The organism is Brenneria goodwinii (assembly GCF_002291445.1).
Taxonomy (GTDB): domain Bacteria; phylum Pseudomonadota; class Gammaproteobacteria; order Enterobacterales; family Enterobacteriaceae; genus Brenneria; species Brenneria goodwinii.
Genome location: NZ_CP014137.1, coordinates 3,332,236 through 3,350,520, shown reverse-complemented (window position 1 = coordinate 3,350,520; position 18,285 = coordinate 3,332,236). Strand labels below are relative to the sequence as shown.

The following is an 18,285-nucleotide window of genomic DNA, read 5'->3' as shown; positions in this document are numbered from 1 at the left end:
GAGAAGCTGGAAAATATATTATTTCTGTGCGCGATCGCTAAGGACTTTTCCCAGTTTATCCAGGAAATAATCCGCATTTTGTTGACTGAAACACAGCGGCGGTCTGATTTTTAGACTGTTGCCGAATATCCCGGCCGCGCCGATCAATATGCACTCTTCTTTCAGCGCATTAATCACATAGGTCGCGGCCGCGGTATTGGCATCGCGGCTGTCAGGATGAATAAACTCTACCGCATTGAATAGGCCCGCGCCGCGGATATCGCCAATAATGGGATACCGCTCAGCCAGATCGTTTAATCCCGCGCGCAGGTAAGCGCCGCTTCGATCGGCATTTTCAATCAGTTGCTCTTCTTCAATCACCTGCAATACCGCCATGCCGGTTGCGGCCGCCACCGGATTGCCGCCGAAGGTGTTGAAATAGTCTGTTTCCCGGCAAAAGTTTTCCAGTAGTTCGGGGCGGGTGATGACCGCGGACATCGGGAAGCCGTTACCCATCGGTTTTCCCAGCGTCACGATATCCGGCTCGATATGGTGGCGGGCAAAACACCAAAAGCCTGATCCTGTCCGGCCGAACCCCGGCTGAACTTCATCGGCGATAAACAGCCCGCCGGCGTTATGCACCAGATCGACCGTTTTGCGCAAGAAACCCGCGGGTTCGGCAAAGACGCCGTCGCTGGAGAAAATGGTGTCCACCAACAGACCGGCAAAACCGATCCCGTGTTCATTGAGATCCCGTATGGCGGCTTCCACATGGGCGGCAAACACATCGGCGACCCGCTGGCCCGGCGCAAGATGAAAGGCATCCGGCGCGGGTACGGTGCGGACATGGGCGGGCACCCGATGGTGGCGATAAGCGGATGGCGATACCTCCATTACCGCGGAGGTATTGCCATGATAGGCGCCTTCGGTCACGATAAAACCGCTTTTGCCGGTGTTGGTTTTGGCAATACGCAGCGCAATGTCGTTGCTTTCGCTACCGGTGCAGGTAAATACCGCGTTCGACAGCCGGGGAGGGAAGGTGGCGAGCAACGCTTCGGCATACTGATCCAAAATCGGATAGAGGTAGCGGCTGTTGGTATTGAGCAAGGCCGCCTGCTGACTCATCGCGCTGACCACCCGCGGATGACAATGGCCGACGGAAGGCACGTTGTTATACATATCCAGATAGGCTTTCCCGGCGGCGTCATACATCCACGCGCCGCTGGCGCGCACCATCTCTAAAGGTTGCTGGTAAAACAGAACCGAGGATTTTCCCTGTGTCTGGTGGCGGTGGTCGATTAGCCCGGCCAAACGGCTATTCAGCGGCTGTGTCTCATTGACGGCAAATCGGTTTAATTCAAGGATCGGTTTTGTTCCTTTCATCATATTCACTTCTTGTGTCGGCTCAGATAGTTTTCGGCAAGCGCTAATGTACCCAGGGTGTAATCCGTCCCCATACTTTGCGCGGTTGGTGTTTCGGCGTGGCTGGCGACCCAGGCGGTTAACTGCATGCGTCGCAACATCAAAAACATCGGGATGGCTTTTTCCTCTTCCTCGGAAAAAGGGGCGACGCTACGGTAACCGGTAAGCCAGGCGTGCAGAAAGGAATCGATACGCGGGTCATGTTCCATAAAACTTACCGAGGCGGCGAAGTCATAGGCGTACCAGCAAATGCCGCAGTCATCGAAATCGATGACGGTCATTTTCTCTTCGTTCACCAGCAGGTTGGCCAGACGCATATCGCAGTGTATTAAGCCGAAGCGCTGCGGATCCGAGCCAAAGTTATCGGTCTGTTTTTTGAGCAATGCCGCGGTTCGTTCGAGGATGGCCAAGCCGTCCGGCGTCAGCCCTTGCGCATGACGCCAGTTCCCCCAATAGGCTCGTTCACCCAATATCGTGGCGTAATCCCAGATCTTGCGGGTGAACCCGGCGGGTTTTCGCCATGATTTGCTGTGGCTGTGCAGGCGCCCGGTGATCGTACCCAGCTCCTGATACCAATCTTCCAGATTGTCGGCGGCTTCAGGCTCTCTGCCCGGCACGAATTCAAAAGCAACGACATGGCGAATGTGTGCGCCGTCCTGGATAACGCCAACCAGTTCGCCGTCCGCCATCGGCACGGGGGCGGCGGTCTGTACGGCGCCCGACTGGCGTAGTGCTTTTATCCATGCCAATTCCGAGCGTATTTCCGCATGCGTGGTGTAATCGGGACGGTGAACGCGCATCACCAGATGGCGTTGACGGTCGGGATCGGTGACCAGATAAGTCGCATTTTCTGAAATAGTCAGCAGCTTCAGCTCGGAATCGGCGCTCAGCCCCCAGCGTGGCAGCGCTTTGCCGAGTAGGTACTGCAATCGTTGCAGAAATTCCTCTTGATAGACCATGCTCGCGGCTCTCTATGAGATGACATGTTGCCGAGTACAACATTTTAATGTTTAAGTTTCAACTAAAAATGATGGTTTATGTCATAAGTACTTCATATGTGCGTTTGTCGTGTTGGATTTAACACGGCGATTATCAGATATTTGAGGGTTATTTGTATTAACTGTATGAAAAATATAGGTAATATATCGATCTGATTCCGATGACCCGTTCTGCGAACGCCTCTCCAGGGGCGCGTGGCTATGCACTAAAATGTGGCAAATAAACCAATATTAATGTGGGATAGTAAACGCGTCGAATACCGCCGATGAATAAAACCAAGACGATTTCTCTATAACTTTATATTAATTAAAACAAATAATTAAAATGTGTTTTTCCGAGGACTGCACAATAATCGAGCACCAAAACCGTGCATAAAAACAGAACGATTTCATCTGAAAAAATATGTTGAATGTACAACATTATTATGGTTTTCTTGCCACATCGACTTATACAGGTCTGGCCGGATTTCGAATATCACGCATTCCTAATTTGACGGCCATGAACGGGCATGAGTTAAGCCGCGGCAACGCGTTAATCGAGCCGGCTATTTTGATGTAGAGAGGTGGTATGTCGTTATATCCGAAAAATAAGTCGCCGCTGATCATACGATTGGAAAGTATCAGCAAATGGTTTGGTAAAACCCAGGTGCTGAAAAATATTAATCTCGATATTCATACTGGCGAAAAAATCGTGATCTGTGGCCCATCCGGCTCCGGGAAATCAACCATGACGCGAACGATTAATTTGCTTGAGCCATACCAGCAGGGGCGGATATTCATCGATGGGATGGAGATTTCGGATAATGCCAAATCGGCGCACGAAGTCAGGCGGAAAGTGGGCATGGTCTTCCAGCAGTTCAATTTATTTCCCCACCTGACCGTTTTGCAAAATTGCACCCTGGCGCTGGTGTGGATAAAGAAAATGAAAGCCAAAGAGGCGCGCGACATGGCCATGATGCAGCTGGAACGCGTGCATATCGCCAGCCACGCCGACAAATATCCCAGCCAGCTATCGGGCGGGCAACAGCAGCGCGTCGCCATCGCCAGGGCGCTGTGCATGCAACCCAGAATCATGTTGTTCGACGAACCTACCTCGGCGCTGGATCCGGAAATGGTCAATGAAGTGCTGGAGATAATGCTGTTGCTGGCGGGAACGGGGATGACCATGCTGTGCGTGACCCATGAGATGGGCTTCGCCAAACGCGTGGCGGATCGGGTGGTATTTATGGATCAGGGCGAGATTGTTGAAGTGAATACGGCGCAAGAGATATTCACTCGTCCGGCCATGCCGCGTACTCAAGCGTTTTTTGAGCAACTTCTTCACTAAAAATCCATGTTTTAACCATATCGGTGTTAACAACCGAACGTCAGCTTTTCTGCATGGCGCAGCGCAGGATAGCCCTATTTTATTAACAGCAATTTTCACCAGGCGAGGGTTTATTTGATGAAACGATTTAACCCATTCAAAGGCAGTTCGGTGTCTTCGAAGAAATTACTTTGGCTAGGCGCCGTCGCGGGGCTGCTCGGCGGTATCCAGGCCGCCAGCGCCGACACGCTGCCGCCGCTTCCCAAGTACATTGCGGATCAGGGGAAACTGCGGGTCGGCGTGAAGTGCGATTATCCGCCGGCGGGTTTTCTCGGCAGCGACGGCAAGCCGACCGGCGTGGAAATCGATATGGCGCGCCATATCGCCCAGATCGCGTTCGGCAGCCCGGATAAGGTCGACCTGCAATGCGTGACCTCGGAGAACCGCATTCCGACGCTGATGGCGAAGAAAGTGGATCTGCTGCTGGCGACGCTGGGTATTTTCCCCGCCCGGCAAAAGGTGATCGACTTTACCGTTCCTTATTTCTGGGGTTCCAGCACGTTCCTGGTCGCCAAAGATAGTCCTTATCATACCAATGCCGAAGTGCTTGATAAAAAAATCATTGCGCTGAAAGGCGGCAGCCAGATTACCTGGTTGACCCAGAATGCGCCTAAAGCGGAGCTGATCCGCATGAATACCAACTCGGATGCGTTGCAAAGCCTGCGTCAGGGACGCGGGGAAGCCTATACCGGCGATGTCGCTTCGCTGATCAACTTACTGCCGTCGAATCCCGATCTGCGCATGTTGCCGCTGAAAGAGCAGTACGACGTGCAATGGGGCGGCGGCGGGATCCGTAAAGGCGAGCAGGAATGGAAAGCCTACCTTGACGTTATTTTGCAGGATATGAAATCTCAGCATTTCTACGGCCCGGTAGTGGACAAATATGTCAAAGAGCCGGTGGTGAGAGATTTGATGGTGGCCACCTATGAGACCGATCCGCCGCAGAAATAACCCGTAATTTACCTGATGTAGCAATAACCCCGTGCCGGGCCATCGGCCGTCACGGGGTCATCAAGACGACAGAGGCGGCAATGGGTTCTTCTTTCGATTGGCAATATATCGTTGAAAATGCTCCCGCGTTATATCACGGCTGGTTAATGACGCTGTGGTTGAGCATGATCAGCATCGTTATTTCCCTGATTTCAGGCGCAGTTCTGGCGTCGGCGCTGGTTTCAACCTCAAGCCGCCTTATCGCCAGAATTATTGCGGGCTACGTTTCCTTTATTCGTAATACGCCCTTATTGCTGCAAATTTTCTTCATCTATTTCGGGCTGCCGGAAATCGGCATCAAGCTGTCGGCGATCGGTTCCGGGATCCTCGCGCTGTCGCTCTGGGCCGTCGCTTTTAATATCGAGAATTTCAGAGCCGGTCTGGCGTCGGTGCCGCACGGTTTAAAAGAATCAAGCCAGGCATTGGGGTTTTCCACGCTGCACTATTTTTTGTTGGTGGCATGGCCGCTGGCGTTGCGCATCGCGTTGCCTTCTTTGTTGTACACCTCCATCGGCGTGTTAAAAAACTCCTCTTATATGCAGGTTATCGGGCTGGCCGAGCTGACTTTCGTCGCCGTGGATAAGGTCTCCCTGGAGTTCAAATCCATAGAAATGTTTAGTGCCATCACGATCATTTATGTGGTCACTGTCTTCGCGCTTTCCATGGTGATGCGGTTGATGGAAAACCGTATGAACCGCCCGTTCGTCAGGAGGTAAGCGATGACATTATTAATCAGCTATTTGCCGCTTTTTCTGCACAGCATCGGCGTAACGCTGTGGCTGTCGCTGTGTACGCTGCTGCTGTCGACCGTGCTGGCGATCCTGCTGGCGATCGGCGTCACCGCGCGGATCAGGGCGATTCGGTGGTTGTTCATCTTTATCGTGGAGTTTATCCGCGCGATCCCCATTTTCGTGCTGGTGCTGGCGGTCTATTTCGTCGTGCCGATGGTGGCGATGTCTCTCGATCCCTTTACCTCTACCGTCATTAGCCTGTCGTTATGGGGCGGCGCCAATGGCGCGGAAATCATTCGCGGCGGTCTGTCGTCGATCGATCACGGTCAGAAAGAAGCGGGGAATGCCCTGGGTTTTCATCCCATCCTGTTTTTTGTGCTGGTGATCGTTCCCCAGGTGGTGCGCATCATTTTGCCTCCCTACTGCGGGCTGGCCACCACCTTAATACAGGCGACGACCCTGGGTTCGGTGGTCGGGGTGGTCGAGTTTTTACGCACCGGGCAAATCGTTATCGAGCGATCCGCCTTGCAGATTGACGGTACGCCCAGTCTGGCGATCTATGGCGGCATGCTGATTGTCTACTATCTGATCTGCTATACGGTGTCCAAAGCGGGACTGATGCTGGAAAAACGCCTGTCGCGCCATATTCGCCGCAATAACGATAGAGGGCAGCGCGCCCCGGCGGATGGCGCATCGTCGCTTGACCCTCATGTGTAAAGCGGGATCGTGATGAAATCTTATTTGTCTCTGGAGTTGGAGATTGCGGCCGGTCTACAGGCCTGCTTTGCCGCGGACAAACCAGCTGAACTGCTGCGTATCGCCGGTGAACATTTAACGGATCTGATTGGCGTGATGCTGGCCGGCGCTCAGCATCCTGCGTCGCTTAATTTATTGAGCAACCTGGCGAAATGCAGCCACGCGCCGGGGCTGACCGCGCGGGCGATCGGCCGGGGCGATTGTCTGGGCGTGCAGGACGCGGCGTTGTTCAACGCCTTCGCCGGCCATATCCATGATTATGACGATGACGATACGCTGATGTCGCTGAGTCACCCGACCGTGACGGTCGGCGCGGCCTGTCTGGCGCTGGGCGAAGCGCATAACCTCAGCGGAAAGTCACTGGTGAACGCCTATATCGCCGGGGTGGAGACGATTGCGCAGCTAGGGGTATTGGTTCACCCTTATCACTATATGAAAGGGTGGCATGCCACCTGTACGCTGGGCGTCGTCGGCGCCGCCGCCGCCAGCGGGCTGATGATGGATCTGACGCTATCGCAGCTGCGCCATGCCATCGGTTTCGCCGCATCCATGGCCGCCGGACTGCGCAGCAATTTCGGCAGCGATGCGAAGCCGCTGCAAACGGCGCTTGCCGCCAGTCATGGGGTGATGGCGGCGCGTCTGGCCGCATCCGGCATGACATCGACGCCGGGAAGCCTGCTGGGACCGATGGGCTGGGCGGATGTATTCGCCGAACGATTCGACGTGAAGAAGGCGGCCGCAATGACATTCGGCCGTCCTTATGCGCTGTTGGAGCCGGGCATCACCATTAAGCGCTACCCGTGCTGCACCTGTAGCCATGCCGCCGTTGCGCTGTTGCAGGATGTACTGGCGACGGAAAAACCGGCCGTCGCGCACATCGCGGCGATTGATGTTTATCTGGATCCCGCCGCGCCCAATATCCTGATCCACGAGCGGGCGGCCACCGGTCTGGAAGCCAAATTCAGTCTGCCGTACAGTCTGGCTATCGCCGCGCTGGTCGGCCACCTGGATCTGGACGATTTTTCTGATGCAAACGTCCAGCGTCAGGATGTGCGGGCGCTGGCTGCAAAGGTTCGGACCCTGCCGGACGATGATTTACCCCGGGGGATTGCCGGCGTGGCATTAGGCTGCCGCCTACAGGTGACCACGACGAGCGGCGAGAGCTATCGCCGCGCGACCGATGTCGAGCCGGGCAGCAGAACCTGGCGTCTGAGCCGCCGGCAACTGGAGAGCAAGTTTTGCGCCTGCGCCCGCTGCGGTTTGCCGTCAGCCGCGTTGCCTGAACTATTCGCCGAATTATTGCAATTTGAACGGATTGAAAACGTTCAATTGCTGATTGACCGCCTGTGTTCAGGGAATCCCCTTGCATAAGACTCACTATTCACATGAAGCAAACAGCTAAGGAGATCTCCGATGCGATCCTGTGCCAGACAGCCGACCGGCGCTGTTGAAGCGACGGTGTTAGCGACGATGATGGAAGGATTGGCGCGCTTTATTGAACAACAGGGCGGTAATGCGGCCAGCGTGCTGGCGCGGGCCGGTCTGAACAGCGAATTGCTTAAGCAGCCCAATCAGCCGATCGCTTTTGGCCGCTATTGTCAGGCGATCAACGAGGCGGCCAAACAGACGGGCAATGATAATTTTGGTTTGTTATTTGGCTATCAGTTTTTACCGCAGCAACTGGGGCTATTGGGATATCTGTGTTTATCGTCCCGGACGCTTGGTCAGGCGTTAACGCATCTTACGCGTTATTTCCCGTTGCATCAGCAACATAGCGAACTCCGATTGTGCCAACATCCGGGCGGCTGCCGTCTGGAATACCGCGTTGATGACGCTGTCGTCATTGACCGCCGGCAGAACGCGGAGCTGTCCATGATGATATTTCTCAATATTATGCGTCACGTATTGGGAACCGATTGGGCGCCCGCCAAAGTCCATTTCGCGCATCCGGCGCCGCGCGCCAAACGGGCGCATTTGCAGCTTTTCGGCAGCGCGGTGTACTTTCAAAAACCGCAAAACGCCATTTTTTTCTCCCGCGAGGTGCTGGAGCGGCCGATGCCTGAGAGGAATGACAGCCTGTTTAACGTTGTCAGGCACAGTCTGGAAATCGTCGGGGAACAAAATCAATCCACGGTCAATCTGGTGAGCGAGGTAAAAAGCGAACTCATCACCTTGCTGGCGACCGGGAATCCTCGTCTGGACATCATCGCCCAAAGGCTGAAAATGCCGAGCTGGACGCTGCAACGCCGGCTGGCCGAGTACGGGGTGAGCTTTAAGGATATGATCGAAAGCACCCGGCGCGAGCTGGCGGTTTACTATTTAGAGCAGCGGCAGGTGAGTATTTCCGAACTTTCCGCCCTGCTGGGGTATGCGGAGGTCAGCGTGTTGTCGCGCGCCTTCCATCGCTGGTATGGCGCGTCGCCGAAAAAATGGCGTTCATCCATCGCCGGTTGATCCGCACACGCCGCGGCGCGTGCGGCAGGCGGCTAAATAAAGCGGCTGAGAAACGCCTGGGTACGCGGATGCTGCGGATTGACCAGGATATCTTCCGGCCGACCGTGCTCCACCACCACGCCCTGATCCATAAACACCACTCGATCCGCGGCTTCCTTGGCAAAACCGATTTCGTGCGTCACCACAATCATGGTTAACCCCTGCAGCGCCAGATCTTTCATGGTGGATAACACTTCACCCACCAGTTCCGGATCCAGCGCGGAAGTGGGTTCATCAAACAGCATCAGTTTGGGGCGGATAGCCAGCGCCCGCGCGATGGCGACGCGCTGCTGTTGTCCGCCGGACAGATGGCGGGGATAGGCATCCGCCTTATGGCTTAGCCCGACACGCTCAAGCAGTTCCAGCGCATAGGCCCGCGCCTGCTGACGGTTTTGCTTATGGACGCCAATCGGCGCTTCAATGATGTTTTGCAGCACGGTCATGTGGGGGTAAAGGTTAAATTGCTGAAAAACCATACCGATTTCGCTGCGTTGACGGGCAATCTCGCGCGATGACAGCGGATAGAGCTTCTCTCCCCGTAGTTGATAACCGATTTGTTCGTCACCCATCATGATATAGCCTTCGTCCATCTCTTCCAGATGGTTGATGCAACGCAGGAATGTCGATTTCCCTGACCCTGACGGCCCTAAAATCACCACCACTTCACCGGAGTGAACGTCTAAATCAATCCCGCGCAACACGTGGTTATCGCCAAAGTGCTTGTGGACATTGCACGCTCTGACCAGCGGCCGATCCTCGGCCACCACGGTTTCCTCGGCGGATAGATGATCAAGTTTAGTCATGAGGCTGGTCCTTACCGATCGCCGCGTTCAACAGGTTCGCTTTTGCCGGCGTAGTACGGCGGGTTTCCGACGCCGGGCGGCGGACGCCGCGGGAATAGTAACGTTCAATGGCGGATTGGCCGATATTCAGCAGCGAGGTGATAAATAAATACCAGATAACCGCAACCATCAGCATCGGGATCACTTCAAACGTACGGTTATAGATGGCCTGTACGGAGTAGAGCAGATCGCCCATGGCAATCACGCTGACCAGCGACGTAGCCTTAATCATGCTGATTAGCTGGTTGCCGGTCGGCGGCACGATGGCGCGCATCGCCTGGGGAATGATGATGCGGCGCAGCGCGCGGCTGCGGCTCATGCCAAAGGCCTGGGTGGTTTCCACCTGACCGTTATCCACGGACAACAACCCGCCGCGGATGATTTCCGCCATATAGGCGGCTTCGTTCAGGGCGAGACCGGCAATCGCCGCCGTCAGCGGCGTGATCAGATCGTTGGTATTCCAGCTCACCCACTCCGGGCCAAACGGGATGCCCAGAGAGACATGGGGAAACAGGGTGGACAGGTTATACCAGAAAATAAGCTGCACCAGCAGCGGCGTGCCGCGGAAAAACCAGATATAAAGGCCGGACAGTCCGCGCAGCAGCACATTATTGGACAAGCGGGCTATCGCCAGCAGCAGGCCGAGCGCCACGCCGATCGCCATGGATACCACCGTCAATCCCAGGGTGACGCTTAGCCCTTCCATGATGGTTTTTTCCGTAAACCACTGGTAGACCACCGGCCACTCAAAATTTTTGTTGGTGCCGACCGACCAGATGACATAAGCCGCAATGATCAGCGTGAACCCCCATGACAGCCGCTGTTTGAAGCGGCTGGGAGCCTGGGCTCTGGCAACATTTCTCAGCGCATCCACAGTAGAAGAATACTCCTTGTCGTTGACGTTATGGTTCATAACGATGCGTTTCCAAATCGATGGTTCGCTAAACCGGTTACTTTTCAGAATAGCGGTATTTCCGCGAAGACGGTCTTTTAAAACGGCCGCGTCTTGCAGAAAGGTCGTCCGCGTGCGATGGCGTTCAGTGACCGCCGCTATATCCATCGCCGCGCAGGCGGGACGCAATCTGCAAGTAACATGTTGATATTGGCTGGATCCTTCCCCAAACGAGCAGGATCCTATAGGAATAACGGTGACGTAACCCAACGCCGGATTGACGCTTCGCCAGCCGCATCACCGTCAGTCAGAAAGGCTATATTTCCGAAACGACGGCGTGACTATTTTCCCGCCAGGTTAATGCCAGGCGCCGGCAGCATGTTTCCTTCCAGGTGCCATTTTTTCATAATGGCGGCGTAGGTGCCGTTATCGAACAACACTTGATAGGCTTCCTGAACGACCGGCGCCAGCGGAGAGCCTTTGGCGAAAACAGAACCTTGATACAGGTCGTTAAAGCCGTTGTGTTGGCCGGTGCCGGACAGTTCCAACTGGCCGTTGGTCTGCTCAACAAAGTAGGTGAGCGGCGCTTGTGAAGAGAAGAACGCATCGGCCCGCCCTGAACGGACTGACAGAATAGACGTCGGCTGATCGGTGTAAGACTGGATAGCCACCGCCGGTTTTCCCGCCTCGGTACAGGCTTTCGACTGATTCACAATCACCTGCTCGGCGGATCCGCCGGACATGACGGCAACGCGTTTGCCGCAGGTGTCGTCCAGCGTATTGATTTTTTCCGGATTGCCGGAGCGAACGGCGAACACCACAAATTCACGCACGAAATCGACGAAATCGTTCTTTTCCTGACGCGCCGGGAAATCGCCAATCGGCCCCATGGCAAACTGATAGCGGCCGGACTGAATGCCGCTCAGCAGGCTGGATAGGCCGCTAACGGAGGCGTGTTCGATTTTGACGCCCAGCACTTCGCCCAATGCTTTCGCCAGATCGGCGCTGGCGCCTTCCAGCGAGTGCGTACCGCTGACAATTTCGTACGGAGGAAATGAACCATTGTTCACGGCCTTAAGCACGCCGGAGGTTTTGATGGCGTCCGGTAAACGGGCATGCAGATTTTCATTTACCTGCTGAGGGGCAATCTCAGGCGTTTCGGCGGCAAACGCGCCGGCGGAAAAGAGTAACCCGGTTAGCAGTGCTGTCTGCCCTAAACGTTTCATTTTCATTGCTCAATCTCCTTCGCCCTCATGAAAAGCAGGCTGCGTGTCGTGTTGATAATGTTTATAAAACTTCTATTGTTCGTTCGGCAGGCGCGGTGCGGTAAAGCAGCGGTTGGCCAGTGAGGGCAAGACCTCCCGCGCATAGGAAAGCCGTTCGGGATCGATATCGGCGTAGACCAGCGCCGGGACTTCCGGAGCCTGAACCACCACCACGCCCAGCGGATCGACAACCATACTGTTGCCGATATTTCTCACGCCGCATTCGCCAACCGCGACGACATAAGCGGTATTCTCCAGCGCGCGCGCGCGAACCAACAGTTCCCAATGGGACTCTTTCAGCGGCCCTTTGACCCAGGCGGCGGGCAGCACCAGCACCTGTGCGCCGTCCAGCACCAGACGGCGCGCCAGTTCGGGGAAACGTACGTCATAACAGGTCATTAGGCCGATGTTCAAACCCGCAACCTCGATCAACGGCGGCACTTCATCGCCGGGAGTGACGTTTTCTGATTCCTGCATGGAAAACGCGTCGTACAGATGCAGTTTCTTGTACTGGGCGATAATTTCGCCGTTACGAATGGCAATCAGCACGTTCCACACTTTTTCTTTGCCGTTCGGCACATGGATACTCATCATCGTGGTCATCTGATTGCCTTTGCTGGCGGCAAGCAGTTGGCTGACGAAAGGGCCGTCCAGCGGCTGAGCGGCGGTTAACACCAGTTTGGGATTGGTGATATCGCGCGCCAGAATGCCTTCCGGCAGCACCAGAAGATCGGCGCCCGCTTGGTGCGCATCCGCCATCAGCTTCAGCGCGATGACAACGTTGTTTTGCCATTCACGATCGACGGCAAATTGACCCAGTGCGACTTTCATATCAATCCTTCTTGTCTGTAGACGAAAAAGAGGACGCCCACGGGAATAGCGCTTCCGGGGTCAGACAGTTCGCCGTGATCCCCTGTAAATGTAATTCACTGGCAAAGTCGGCGATCATCGTTTTATTAATTTCAAAGCCATTGTCGTTCCAGTGAACCGGTAAATCCTGCGCGGTTCTGCGCAGATCATCCAACAGCCACGGGGTGGTATCGGCATATTTGATGCGTTTGCCCATCCACGTCTTATATGACTGGTCGATCACGCGGCTAAGAGCCTGGGGCAACCAGGGATGTTCAGCCGCCAGCGCAGGCTTGATTGCCAGGACATGCATGCCGGGCACATAGCCAACCTGATGAAAATAGTCGATTTCCGCCTGGCGAAAATCGGGTTGTAACTGCCTTAAGCCTGAATCGCCGTTAAAAAATCCTTCCGGCATGAAAGGCGTGAAAATGGCATCCAGACCACCGTTCTTCAGCAGCGTGATCAGCGGTTGCTCGCCCGGCGCGGCCTCTATGCGCCCCGGCCGGCCAAATCCCGCCAGGCGATCGACAATCGGATGCGCATCCGTCAGGCGGCCGACATACCAGTAGGCATCGTCATTGCCGATGCCTTCACGACGCAATAGCGCGCGCGTCCAGGTGTTGCCGGAATCCTGCCAACCCGTCAAACCGATACGCTTGCCCGCCAGCTGCGATAGCTCGGTCAGCGGGCTGTCCTGCGTGGTCAGAATACAGCGCTGACGAAAACCCCGCATAAGAAAGTGGGGCAGAGCGACCAAACTCTCATCGCCGCGGGCGCGACTTTGCGCATAGCGGCTGAATGAGACTTCGCCCGCATCATATTGACTGCTGGTCGCCAGATCGTCTGGCAGCGTACCGACCCGATCTATTTTTAGTTCAAACCCTTCTGGTTTGATATCGCCCAAGGCAAGCGGGGTGATGTAATCCCAATCCCGCACTGCCAGTCTAATTGTTATAGTCAACTTTGGTAATTCCCGGTGAAGGCGCGATAACTCGCATATAAAAAAGGTGTCTGACATTTGCACATATTTGTGCGTTTTTTTGATACTAGATCGTTGTTTATATGTGTACAATAATATTTTTGTTATTGTACAAAATATAATTTTATGACCAAATCGATCGATACCAACTGGCTGGCGGAACAGCTGCATAATCACAGTATCCGCGGCATCGCGATGGACATGTCGGCGCTGATCCGGGCAGGGACAATTGAAATCGGCAGGCAACTGCCGCCAGTGAGAGAGTTGGCCGAGGCCTTGGGCGTGAGTCCGGCGACGATTTCGGCGGCCTGGTCTCAACTGCGGCGGCAGAAAGTGATTGCGGGGCGCGGCAGAACGGGCATGTGGGTATCCGGTCAGCAGGTTTCCCCGCGCCCGGAGCGTTTCGAGAAGATCGGCAACTTTGGCGCGGCGATCGTCGCCGATCTTACCTTATCGGCCCCCGATTCCGATCTGTTGCCGGATCTCGATGAGGCGCTTTTATATGGCGCCCGGGTTAAAAATTTAAATAGCTATCAGCGCACATCGATCATTCCTGAACTTGAAGAGCAACTGCATAAAAACTGGCCTTATGCGGCGCAGGCGTTTATGACGTCTGACGGCGGTTTTGACGGTGTTAATCTTGCCTTGCAAACGTTGATTTTGCCCGGCTCCACGGTGGTGATTGAAAGACCGACGGCCGCGCGGCTGCTGGATTTGCTGGACCATATCGGCATCAACCTCATTCAGGTCGAATGTGATGAATACGGCCCGGTCGTCGATGCGCTGAAACAGGCGTTGCAGCATAAACCCGCCGCGTTTATCTATCAGCCCAGAACCCATTCGATCACCGGTCATTCGGTCAGCCCGTCGCGTATGACGGCGATGGCCGAGCTGCTGGCGGATAACCCGATGACGATAATTATCGAAGATGACGGCGTCGGCGAGATCTCTTCCTATCCCGCGTTGAGCATGGGGGCGTATTACCCGGCGCAGACCATTTATGTCCGTTCCTATTCCAAAGCCTACGGCCCCGATTTACGCATGGCCGTGCTATCCGGTTCGGCGGACGTTATCGGCAAGATCCAGTCCTTTCGTAATTTCGGCGCCGGGTGGAGCAGCCGGATATTGCAAGGCGCGCTGAGCTTTTTGCTGGCCGATAGGAAAACGCAGCAGGGGATTGAACATGCCCGCCAGGCTTATCATCAGCGGCGTCAATGGCTGGCGGACGCGCTGGCGAGGCGAGGGATCTACGTGCCGGAAAATGACAGTCTGTGCATTTGGCTGCCGGTGCCGTCGGAGCGCTATGCGTTGATCACGCTGGCCGCCCATGGCGTCGCCGTGCAGCCGGGAGAACGTTTCGGCATGAAAAACGGACATTATGTGCGCATCAGTACTTCCCAGTTGCAGGAATCATTGATCGAGACGATAGCGGAGGCGATAAGTCATATCTATCGCTAATGGGGGGCTCGCGCCGGCCCCCAGATCCCCGCCAACAACTCCAGCCATTCCCCGCATGACATTCCCGTCATTCCCGCGGAAGTAGGCGGGAATCTCCCACTGAAACCGTGCGCAGTCATCGGCTGATTCCCGCCTGCGCGGGAATGACGTAGACCTGACTAGCCTTTCCCGCGCATTACTCCTGCGGGGTTTTCTCCGCTTTGCTCGCCAGCAGCAACAGCCAAACGGCTATTTTGCGTTTCCCCTTCCCTGTTGTGCATACCGGCCGCTTACTTAAACGCACCCGGCCGCAGCCGTAGCGTCGAGGTTATTCGCTCCCACGCCGCGATAGCCTCTTTAGGCGGCAATTGCTCATCCGACAGGGGCTCCTGTCTGAATAAAATACTCAGTTTTGGCGTCTTTTCGCCGCCGTTTTTTTCATTGACGTTTAATACAAAACGATGAACGCGCTGTATCGGGTAATTAACTCCGTTGCCTTCCACCAGCCACTCCTCGCCATACAGTCCGTTGATATGGCGTGCGCCTTTTTGCAGCGTGTTTCCTTCCGACGCCGCGATTTGCAGATTTATTTCCGCACCGCGCTCCAGCAGAGAATCTTTTTCCCGAATAAAATTATCGGTAGCAAAACTGAGAACGATGTTGGGATACTCCGGCGCGGTATAATGTAACCTTACCTTTTCTTGCTGGTAATAATCCCCATCGGCAATAAACGCATCGCGCAGACAAAAACCCGGCCGGTCGGGGATATCCGTTTCATTACGCCCTTTAACCCGTTTTAGTAATTCCACCAGCTCGGCCATTTTCTGAGGAACCGAATTTCGATAAACCTCGGGAAGTTGCTGCCGGTCTTTATCGTAACGGGATGCGGTACCATTTTCGGCCTCCACCTCCACTTCAACCGCCACCCCGTTGGTATATAGATGCGCTTCCAGTATTCGCGCGGCATCCGGCACCGAATTATCTTCATTGCGTTCAAAAATCACCCCGTCCATGCCCGCAGGCAGCGGGAGCGTCCGTTTTAAAAACGGCATATCCAGCGGGTCGACGGTTTTTTCGCCGTTTAGCTGCGCTTCACGGCGGCGGATTTTTTGCTCAAACGCCGGGTGATATATGTGTTGAGTTCTTATCGGGTGGTCGTTGATAAATGCGGTCATATTGTCGTCTTTCGCTCGATGGCTGCTTTCCACCGCAAACACCGCTGGGATATCAATCAGATAACGCCCCACGCAGCGCGTTTGCATCGCCGTTAAAAATGTCTCCACCACCGTTTCCTCCTGTTGCGTTAAATCCTGTTTTGGCGGATAGGGCGTTATCCATTGATAAATCCCATAGCCCGCCGCCAGCGCCAGCAGCGCCCCAACAACCGTTGTGCGTTTCATCCGTCACCCTGTGTCGTGTGTTTGACTGCCTGAGCGATCTTGACGATCGCCCGCAGCGTAAAGAGCCGCGCTTTCGCGTCCTGATAGGCGGGCTCATGCTCGACCGCCACCTGAAAGCGTGAACGCAAATAGCCGGACGGTATCCGCCCCGAACGCAACGGCACCGTACCGTCGCCGGCCTCGGTGGGCGGCAGCAGCCGATAAGTTTGCCGAATGCCGCTGGCCCAGCCTTCTCCGCCCAGCGGGGTGGCGACCTTGCGAGTCACGCCTGTTTGGCCCTCCCATACAACTTGTGCATCGGCCGCGTGACGCACCCGGCCCTGGTTCATCCTGCCTTCTATCGCCGGTGTTTCCGCGCACCAGCATACGTCGCCATATGCCGGATGCGCACTGGCGGCGCTGTAAAACACATGGGTATTGGGGTGATATTTACCTGACAGGTTCTCGATGAAGGCTTTCACCTTGTTATTCAGCATTTTTGTATACGTTAACCAATCGTTATTTAATTCCCACTGAGTACGGCGACTCCCCGGGCTAATCAGCCGCTCATCGCATAACCCCCACCATTTATCTCTCACCAGATAAATTTCAGCGTAGGGATCTTCTTTCGGGTAAAAATTGACATTTTCACCGTCCAAAATTTTCAGCCAGCGCGTGCCGTAGTCCCGTCCGGGGAGCAATTGCATCGGCCCCGGCGCCTGCGACAGCACCGCCGTCATTTTTCCCCCATCGCCGCCCAACACCTGCGCCGCTATCCATGACACATAGTCTCCCTCCGGATATTCCGTGCCCGTTTTCATCCGCCGGTAGGTGGCCGCCGCGCCAGTGGCGGGCATCACCCCATGTACCACCCCCAGCACATTGTCTCTGCCGCCCAGGCATTCGCTATAGTGGCGCGCCACCAGCCCGCCCATTGAGTGAGTGACCAGGATCGCTTTTTCGCACTGCCGACCTTTGCGCTTATAAAAATTGATGGTTTCGGTGATTTTTTCACCGATATGCCTGGCCGACTCGGCATTGGATTCCAGCCAGTTGTAGCCGACGGCAAAAACGGGAAACAGATAGTTGTAGCTCAGCTTCACTTCCTCTTCTTGCAGCGCCAACTCCCCGATTTCCGCCGCCAGATCCTGGCCTACCAGCTTATGGCGTTCACCCCGGCCATAGGCGGAAAAATCATTCAGCGCCTCCTGCAGCCAGGCCAGAAACGGCGCATAGCTGGTATAGGCCACGCTGCCCCAGCCGCGCTGACGCCGGGTTTGCAACAAGGGCGCCTCATTATCGGATTCATCGACCTTCCCGCCATCATCCACTTCTGTTTCCGTGGGATTTAACAGCCTTTTTCGTTCTTCCGCGCTGGCGCCAAACCACGTTAGCGCGATCCCTCCCAAGCTATCCAATCGCCATACGCGATCTCCCATTTTCTCCTTCGCCTTTAAATTGCTGCCCATCACGCCGGGAATAAAGAACACCGGGATTACCCGCGTCGGATAAACCTGGCATTGCAGCTCGATATTGCTTCCCTTCGGATAGCTGTACAGCTCATAAATGGCGTTGCCGCTTTTATCAAACGTCGGATAAATTTTTATGATTTTTGTCGGGTCTGACATTATTGCAAATCCCTTTTCAATATGGCTTTCACCGCCTGGTGCGCCGTGCGGGTCGGCCTCAGCCCCTCGACGGCGCTGAAGTGCGGCGCCGACAGCGGCGCGGTATTGGCGGTTACGGTTAACAACGGATAGCGGAAGAGATCGGAGGCAGTAATATACGGGCGTGTAGAAGTCATGCTTTCCATGCGGTTTCCTATTTCATATCCATTGAGAAACTTCCGGGGCGGATTATGCCGAAAAAAACGACATATCGGCAAGGATTTTTTGGCAGAGAAT

At 55.2% G+C, this 18,285-nt stretch carries 17 protein-coding genes; 7 read left to right on the top strand and 10 right to left on the bottom strand.

What is annotated here, in order from left to right:
• Positions 1-18: 18 nt before the first annotated feature.
• Together ACN28R_RS14875 and ACN28R_RS14870 are read right to left on the bottom strand one after the other, a co-directional pair.
• Positions 19-1,362 (bottom strand): aspartate aminotransferase family protein, encoded by a 1,344-nt coding sequence (locus ACN28R_RS14875; protein WP_183096841.1) that lies wholly within the window; start codon positions 1,360-1,362, stop codon positions 19-21.
• A gap of 5 nt (positions 1,363-1,367) precedes the next feature.
• Positions 1,368-2,360: a phosphotransferase enzyme family protein gene (locus tag ACN28R_RS14870; protein WP_048636147.1), complete on the bottom strand. Its 993-nt coding sequence runs from the start codon at positions 2,358-2,360 to the stop codon at positions 1,368-1,370.
• A gap of 607 nt (positions 2,361-2,967) precedes the next feature.
• On the opposite strand from ACN28R_RS14870, the gene ACN28R_RS14865 reads away from it, so the two are divergent.
• From ACN28R_RS14865 to qhpR, 6 genes are all read left to right on the top strand, one after another.
• A complete protein-coding gene (locus ACN28R_RS14865) occupies positions 2,968-3,726 on the top strand; it encodes an amino acid ABC transporter ATP-binding protein (RefSeq protein WP_048636146.1) in 759 nt (252 codons plus the stop codon).
• Between the two features lie 117 nt (positions 3,727-3,843).
• A complete protein-coding gene (locus tag ACN28R_RS14860; RefSeq protein WP_095834814.1) occupies positions 3,844-4,716 on the top strand; it encodes a transporter substrate-binding domain-containing protein in 873 nt (290 codons plus the stop codon).
• Positions 4,717-4,796: 80 nt separating this feature from the next.
• A complete protein-coding gene (locus ACN28R_RS14855) occupies positions 4,797-5,471 on the top strand; it encodes an amino acid ABC transporter permease (protein ID WP_048636144.1) in 675 nt (224 codons plus the stop codon).
• Between the two features lie 3 nt (positions 5,472-5,474).
• On the top strand, positions 5,475-6,203 hold the full coding sequence (locus tag ACN28R_RS14850; RefSeq protein ID WP_095834813.1) for an amino acid ABC transporter permease: 729 nt from the start codon (positions 5,475-5,477) through the stop codon (positions 6,201-6,203).
• A gap of 12 nt (positions 6,204-6,215) precedes the next feature.
• Positions 6,216-7,613 (top strand): MmgE/PrpD family protein, encoded by a 1,398-nt coding sequence (locus ACN28R_RS14845; RefSeq protein WP_095834812.1) that lies wholly within the window; start codon positions 6,216-6,218, stop codon positions 7,611-7,613.
• A gap of 42 nt (positions 7,614-7,655) precedes the next feature.
• Positions 7,656-8,696, top strand: coding sequence for an AraC-like transcriptional regulator QhpR (qhpR, locus tag ACN28R_RS14840; RefSeq protein WP_095834811.1), 1,041 nt, complete (start codon positions 7,656-7,658; stop codon positions 8,694-8,696).
• 32 nt (positions 8,697-8,728) lie between these two features.
• Here qhpR and ACN28R_RS14835 read toward each other — a convergent pair whose 3' ends face one another.
• The 5 genes from ACN28R_RS14835 to ACN28R_RS14815 all read right to left on the bottom strand — a co-directional run bounded on the left by ACN28R_RS14835 (position 8,729) and on the right by ACN28R_RS14815 (position 13,547).
• Positions 8,729-9,538 (bottom strand): amino acid ABC transporter ATP-binding protein, encoded by an 810-nt coding sequence (locus ACN28R_RS14835; protein ID WP_269467065.1) that lies wholly within the window; start codon positions 9,536-9,538, stop codon positions 8,729-8,731.
• Positions 9,531-10,490 (bottom strand): amino acid ABC transporter permease, encoded by a 960-nt coding sequence (locus tag ACN28R_RS14830; RefSeq protein ID WP_048639652.1) that lies wholly within the window; start codon positions 10,488-10,490, stop codon positions 9,531-9,533. Before ACN28R_RS14830 ends, ACN28R_RS14835 begins: the two co-directional genes overlap by 8 nt.
• 320 nt (positions 10,491-10,810) lie before the next feature.
• Complete coding sequence (locus tag ACN28R_RS14825) at positions 10,811-11,701, bottom strand: ABC transporter substrate-binding protein (protein WP_183092064.1); 891 nt, start codon at positions 11,699-11,701, stop codon at positions 10,811-10,813.
• 66 nt (positions 11,702-11,767) lie between these two features.
• A complete protein-coding gene (locus ACN28R_RS14820) occupies positions 11,768-12,565 on the bottom strand; it encodes a deaminated glutathione amidase (protein WP_095834810.1) in 798 nt (265 codons plus the stop codon).
• A gap of 1 nt (position 12,566) precedes the next feature.
• Positions 12,567-13,547 carry a substrate-binding domain-containing protein gene (locus tag ACN28R_RS14815; protein WP_095834809.1) on the bottom strand — a complete coding sequence of 327 codons (981 nt, stop codon included), beginning with the start codon at positions 13,545-13,547 and terminating at the stop codon, positions 12,567-12,569.
• A 144-nt stretch (positions 13,548-13,691) separates the two neighbouring features.
• Here ACN28R_RS14815 and ACN28R_RS14810 point away from each other — a divergent pair, with 144 nt between their 5' ends.
• The gene (locus ACN28R_RS14810; protein WP_095834808.1) at positions 13,692-15,023 is read left to right on the top strand and encodes an aminotransferase class I/II-fold pyridoxal phosphate-dependent enzyme; all 1,332 of its coding nucleotides are present in this window, start codon (positions 13,692-13,694) and stop codon (positions 15,021-15,023) included.
• A 269-nt stretch (positions 15,024-15,292) separates the two neighbouring features.
• On the opposite strand, the gene ACN28R_RS14805 is transcribed toward ACN28R_RS14810, so the two are convergent.
• The 3 genes from ACN28R_RS14805 to ACN28R_RS14795 are packed head-to-tail and all read right to left on the bottom strand — an operon-like array spanning position 15,293 to position 18,194.
• Positions 15,293-16,402, bottom strand: coding sequence for a T6SS immunity protein Tli4 family protein (locus tag ACN28R_RS14805; protein WP_095834807.1), 1,110 nt, complete (start codon positions 16,400-16,402; stop codon positions 15,293-15,295).
• Complete coding sequence (locus tag ACN28R_RS14800; protein ID WP_095834806.1) at positions 16,399-18,009, bottom strand: esterase/lipase family protein; 1,611 nt, start codon at positions 18,007-18,009, stop codon at positions 16,399-16,401. Before ACN28R_RS14800 ends, ACN28R_RS14805 begins: the two co-directional genes overlap by 4 nt.
• Positions 18,009-18,194 carry a hypothetical protein gene (locus ACN28R_RS14795; protein ID WP_095834805.1) on the bottom strand — a complete coding sequence of 62 codons (186 nt, stop codon included), beginning with the start codon at positions 18,192-18,194 and terminating at the stop codon, positions 18,009-18,011. Before ACN28R_RS14795 ends, ACN28R_RS14800 begins: the two co-directional genes overlap by 1 nt.
• Between the last annotated feature and the right edge of the window lie 91 nt (positions 18,195-18,285).

Excerpts from the sequence above, each read along its gene's own strand:
- ACN28R_RS14875 (WP_183096841.1), bottom strand. The coding sequence starts at position 1,362 with ATGAAAGGAACAAAACCGATCCTTGAATTAAACCGATTTGCCGTCAAT.
- ACN28R_RS14870 (WP_048636147.1), bottom strand. The coding sequence starts at position 2,360 with ATGGTCTATCAAGAGGAATTTCTGCAACGATTGCAGTACCTACTCGGC.
- ACN28R_RS14865 (WP_048636146.1), top strand. The coding sequence starts at position 2,968 with ATGTCGTTATATCCGAAAAATAAGTCGCCGCTGATCATACGATTGGAA.
- ACN28R_RS14860 (WP_095834814.1), top strand. The coding sequence starts at position 3,844 with ATGAAACGATTTAACCCATTCAAAGGCAGTTCGGTGTCTTCGAAGAAA.
- ACN28R_RS14855 (WP_048636144.1), top strand. The coding sequence starts at position 4,797 with ATGGGTTCTTCTTTCGATTGGCAATATATCGTTGAAAATGCTCCCGCG.
- ACN28R_RS14850 (WP_095834813.1), top strand. The coding sequence starts at position 5,475 with ATGACATTATTAATCAGCTATTTGCCGCTTTTTCTGCACAGCATCGGC.
- ACN28R_RS14845 (WP_095834812.1), top strand. The coding sequence starts at position 6,216 with ATGAAATCTTATTTGTCTCTGGAGTTGGAGATTGCGGCCGGTCTACAG.
- qhpR (WP_095834811.1), top strand. The coding sequence starts at position 7,656 with ATGCGATCCTGTGCCAGACAGCCGACCGGCGCTGTTGAAGCGACGGTG.
- ACN28R_RS14835 (WP_269467065.1), bottom strand. The coding sequence starts at position 9,538 with ATGACTAAACTTGATCATCTATCCGCCGAGGAAACCGTGGTGGCCGAG.
- ACN28R_RS14830 (WP_048639652.1), bottom strand. The coding sequence starts at position 10,490 with ATGAACCATAACGTCAACGACAAGGAGTATTCTTCTACTGTGGATGCG.
- ACN28R_RS14825 (WP_183092064.1), bottom strand. The coding sequence starts at position 11,701 with ATGAAAATGAAACGTTTAGGGCAGACAGCACTGCTAACCGGGTTACTC.
- ACN28R_RS14820 (WP_095834810.1), bottom strand. The coding sequence starts at position 12,565 with ATGAAAGTCGCACTGGGTCAATTTGCCGTCGATCGTGAATGGCAAAAC.
- ACN28R_RS14810 (WP_095834808.1), top strand. The coding sequence starts at position 13,692 with ATGACCAAATCGATCGATACCAACTGGCTGGCGGAACAGCTGCATAAT.
- ACN28R_RS14805 (WP_095834807.1), bottom strand. The coding sequence starts at position 16,402 with ATGAAACGCACAACGGTTGTTGGGGCGCTGCTGGCGCTGGCGGCGGGC.
- ACN28R_RS14800 (WP_095834806.1), bottom strand. The coding sequence starts at position 18,009 with ATGTCAGACCCGACAAAAATCATAAAAATTTATCCGACGTTTGATAAA.
- ACN28R_RS14795 (WP_095834805.1), bottom strand. The coding sequence starts at position 18,194 with ATGGAAAGCATGACTTCTACACGCCCGTATATTACTGCCTCCGATCTC.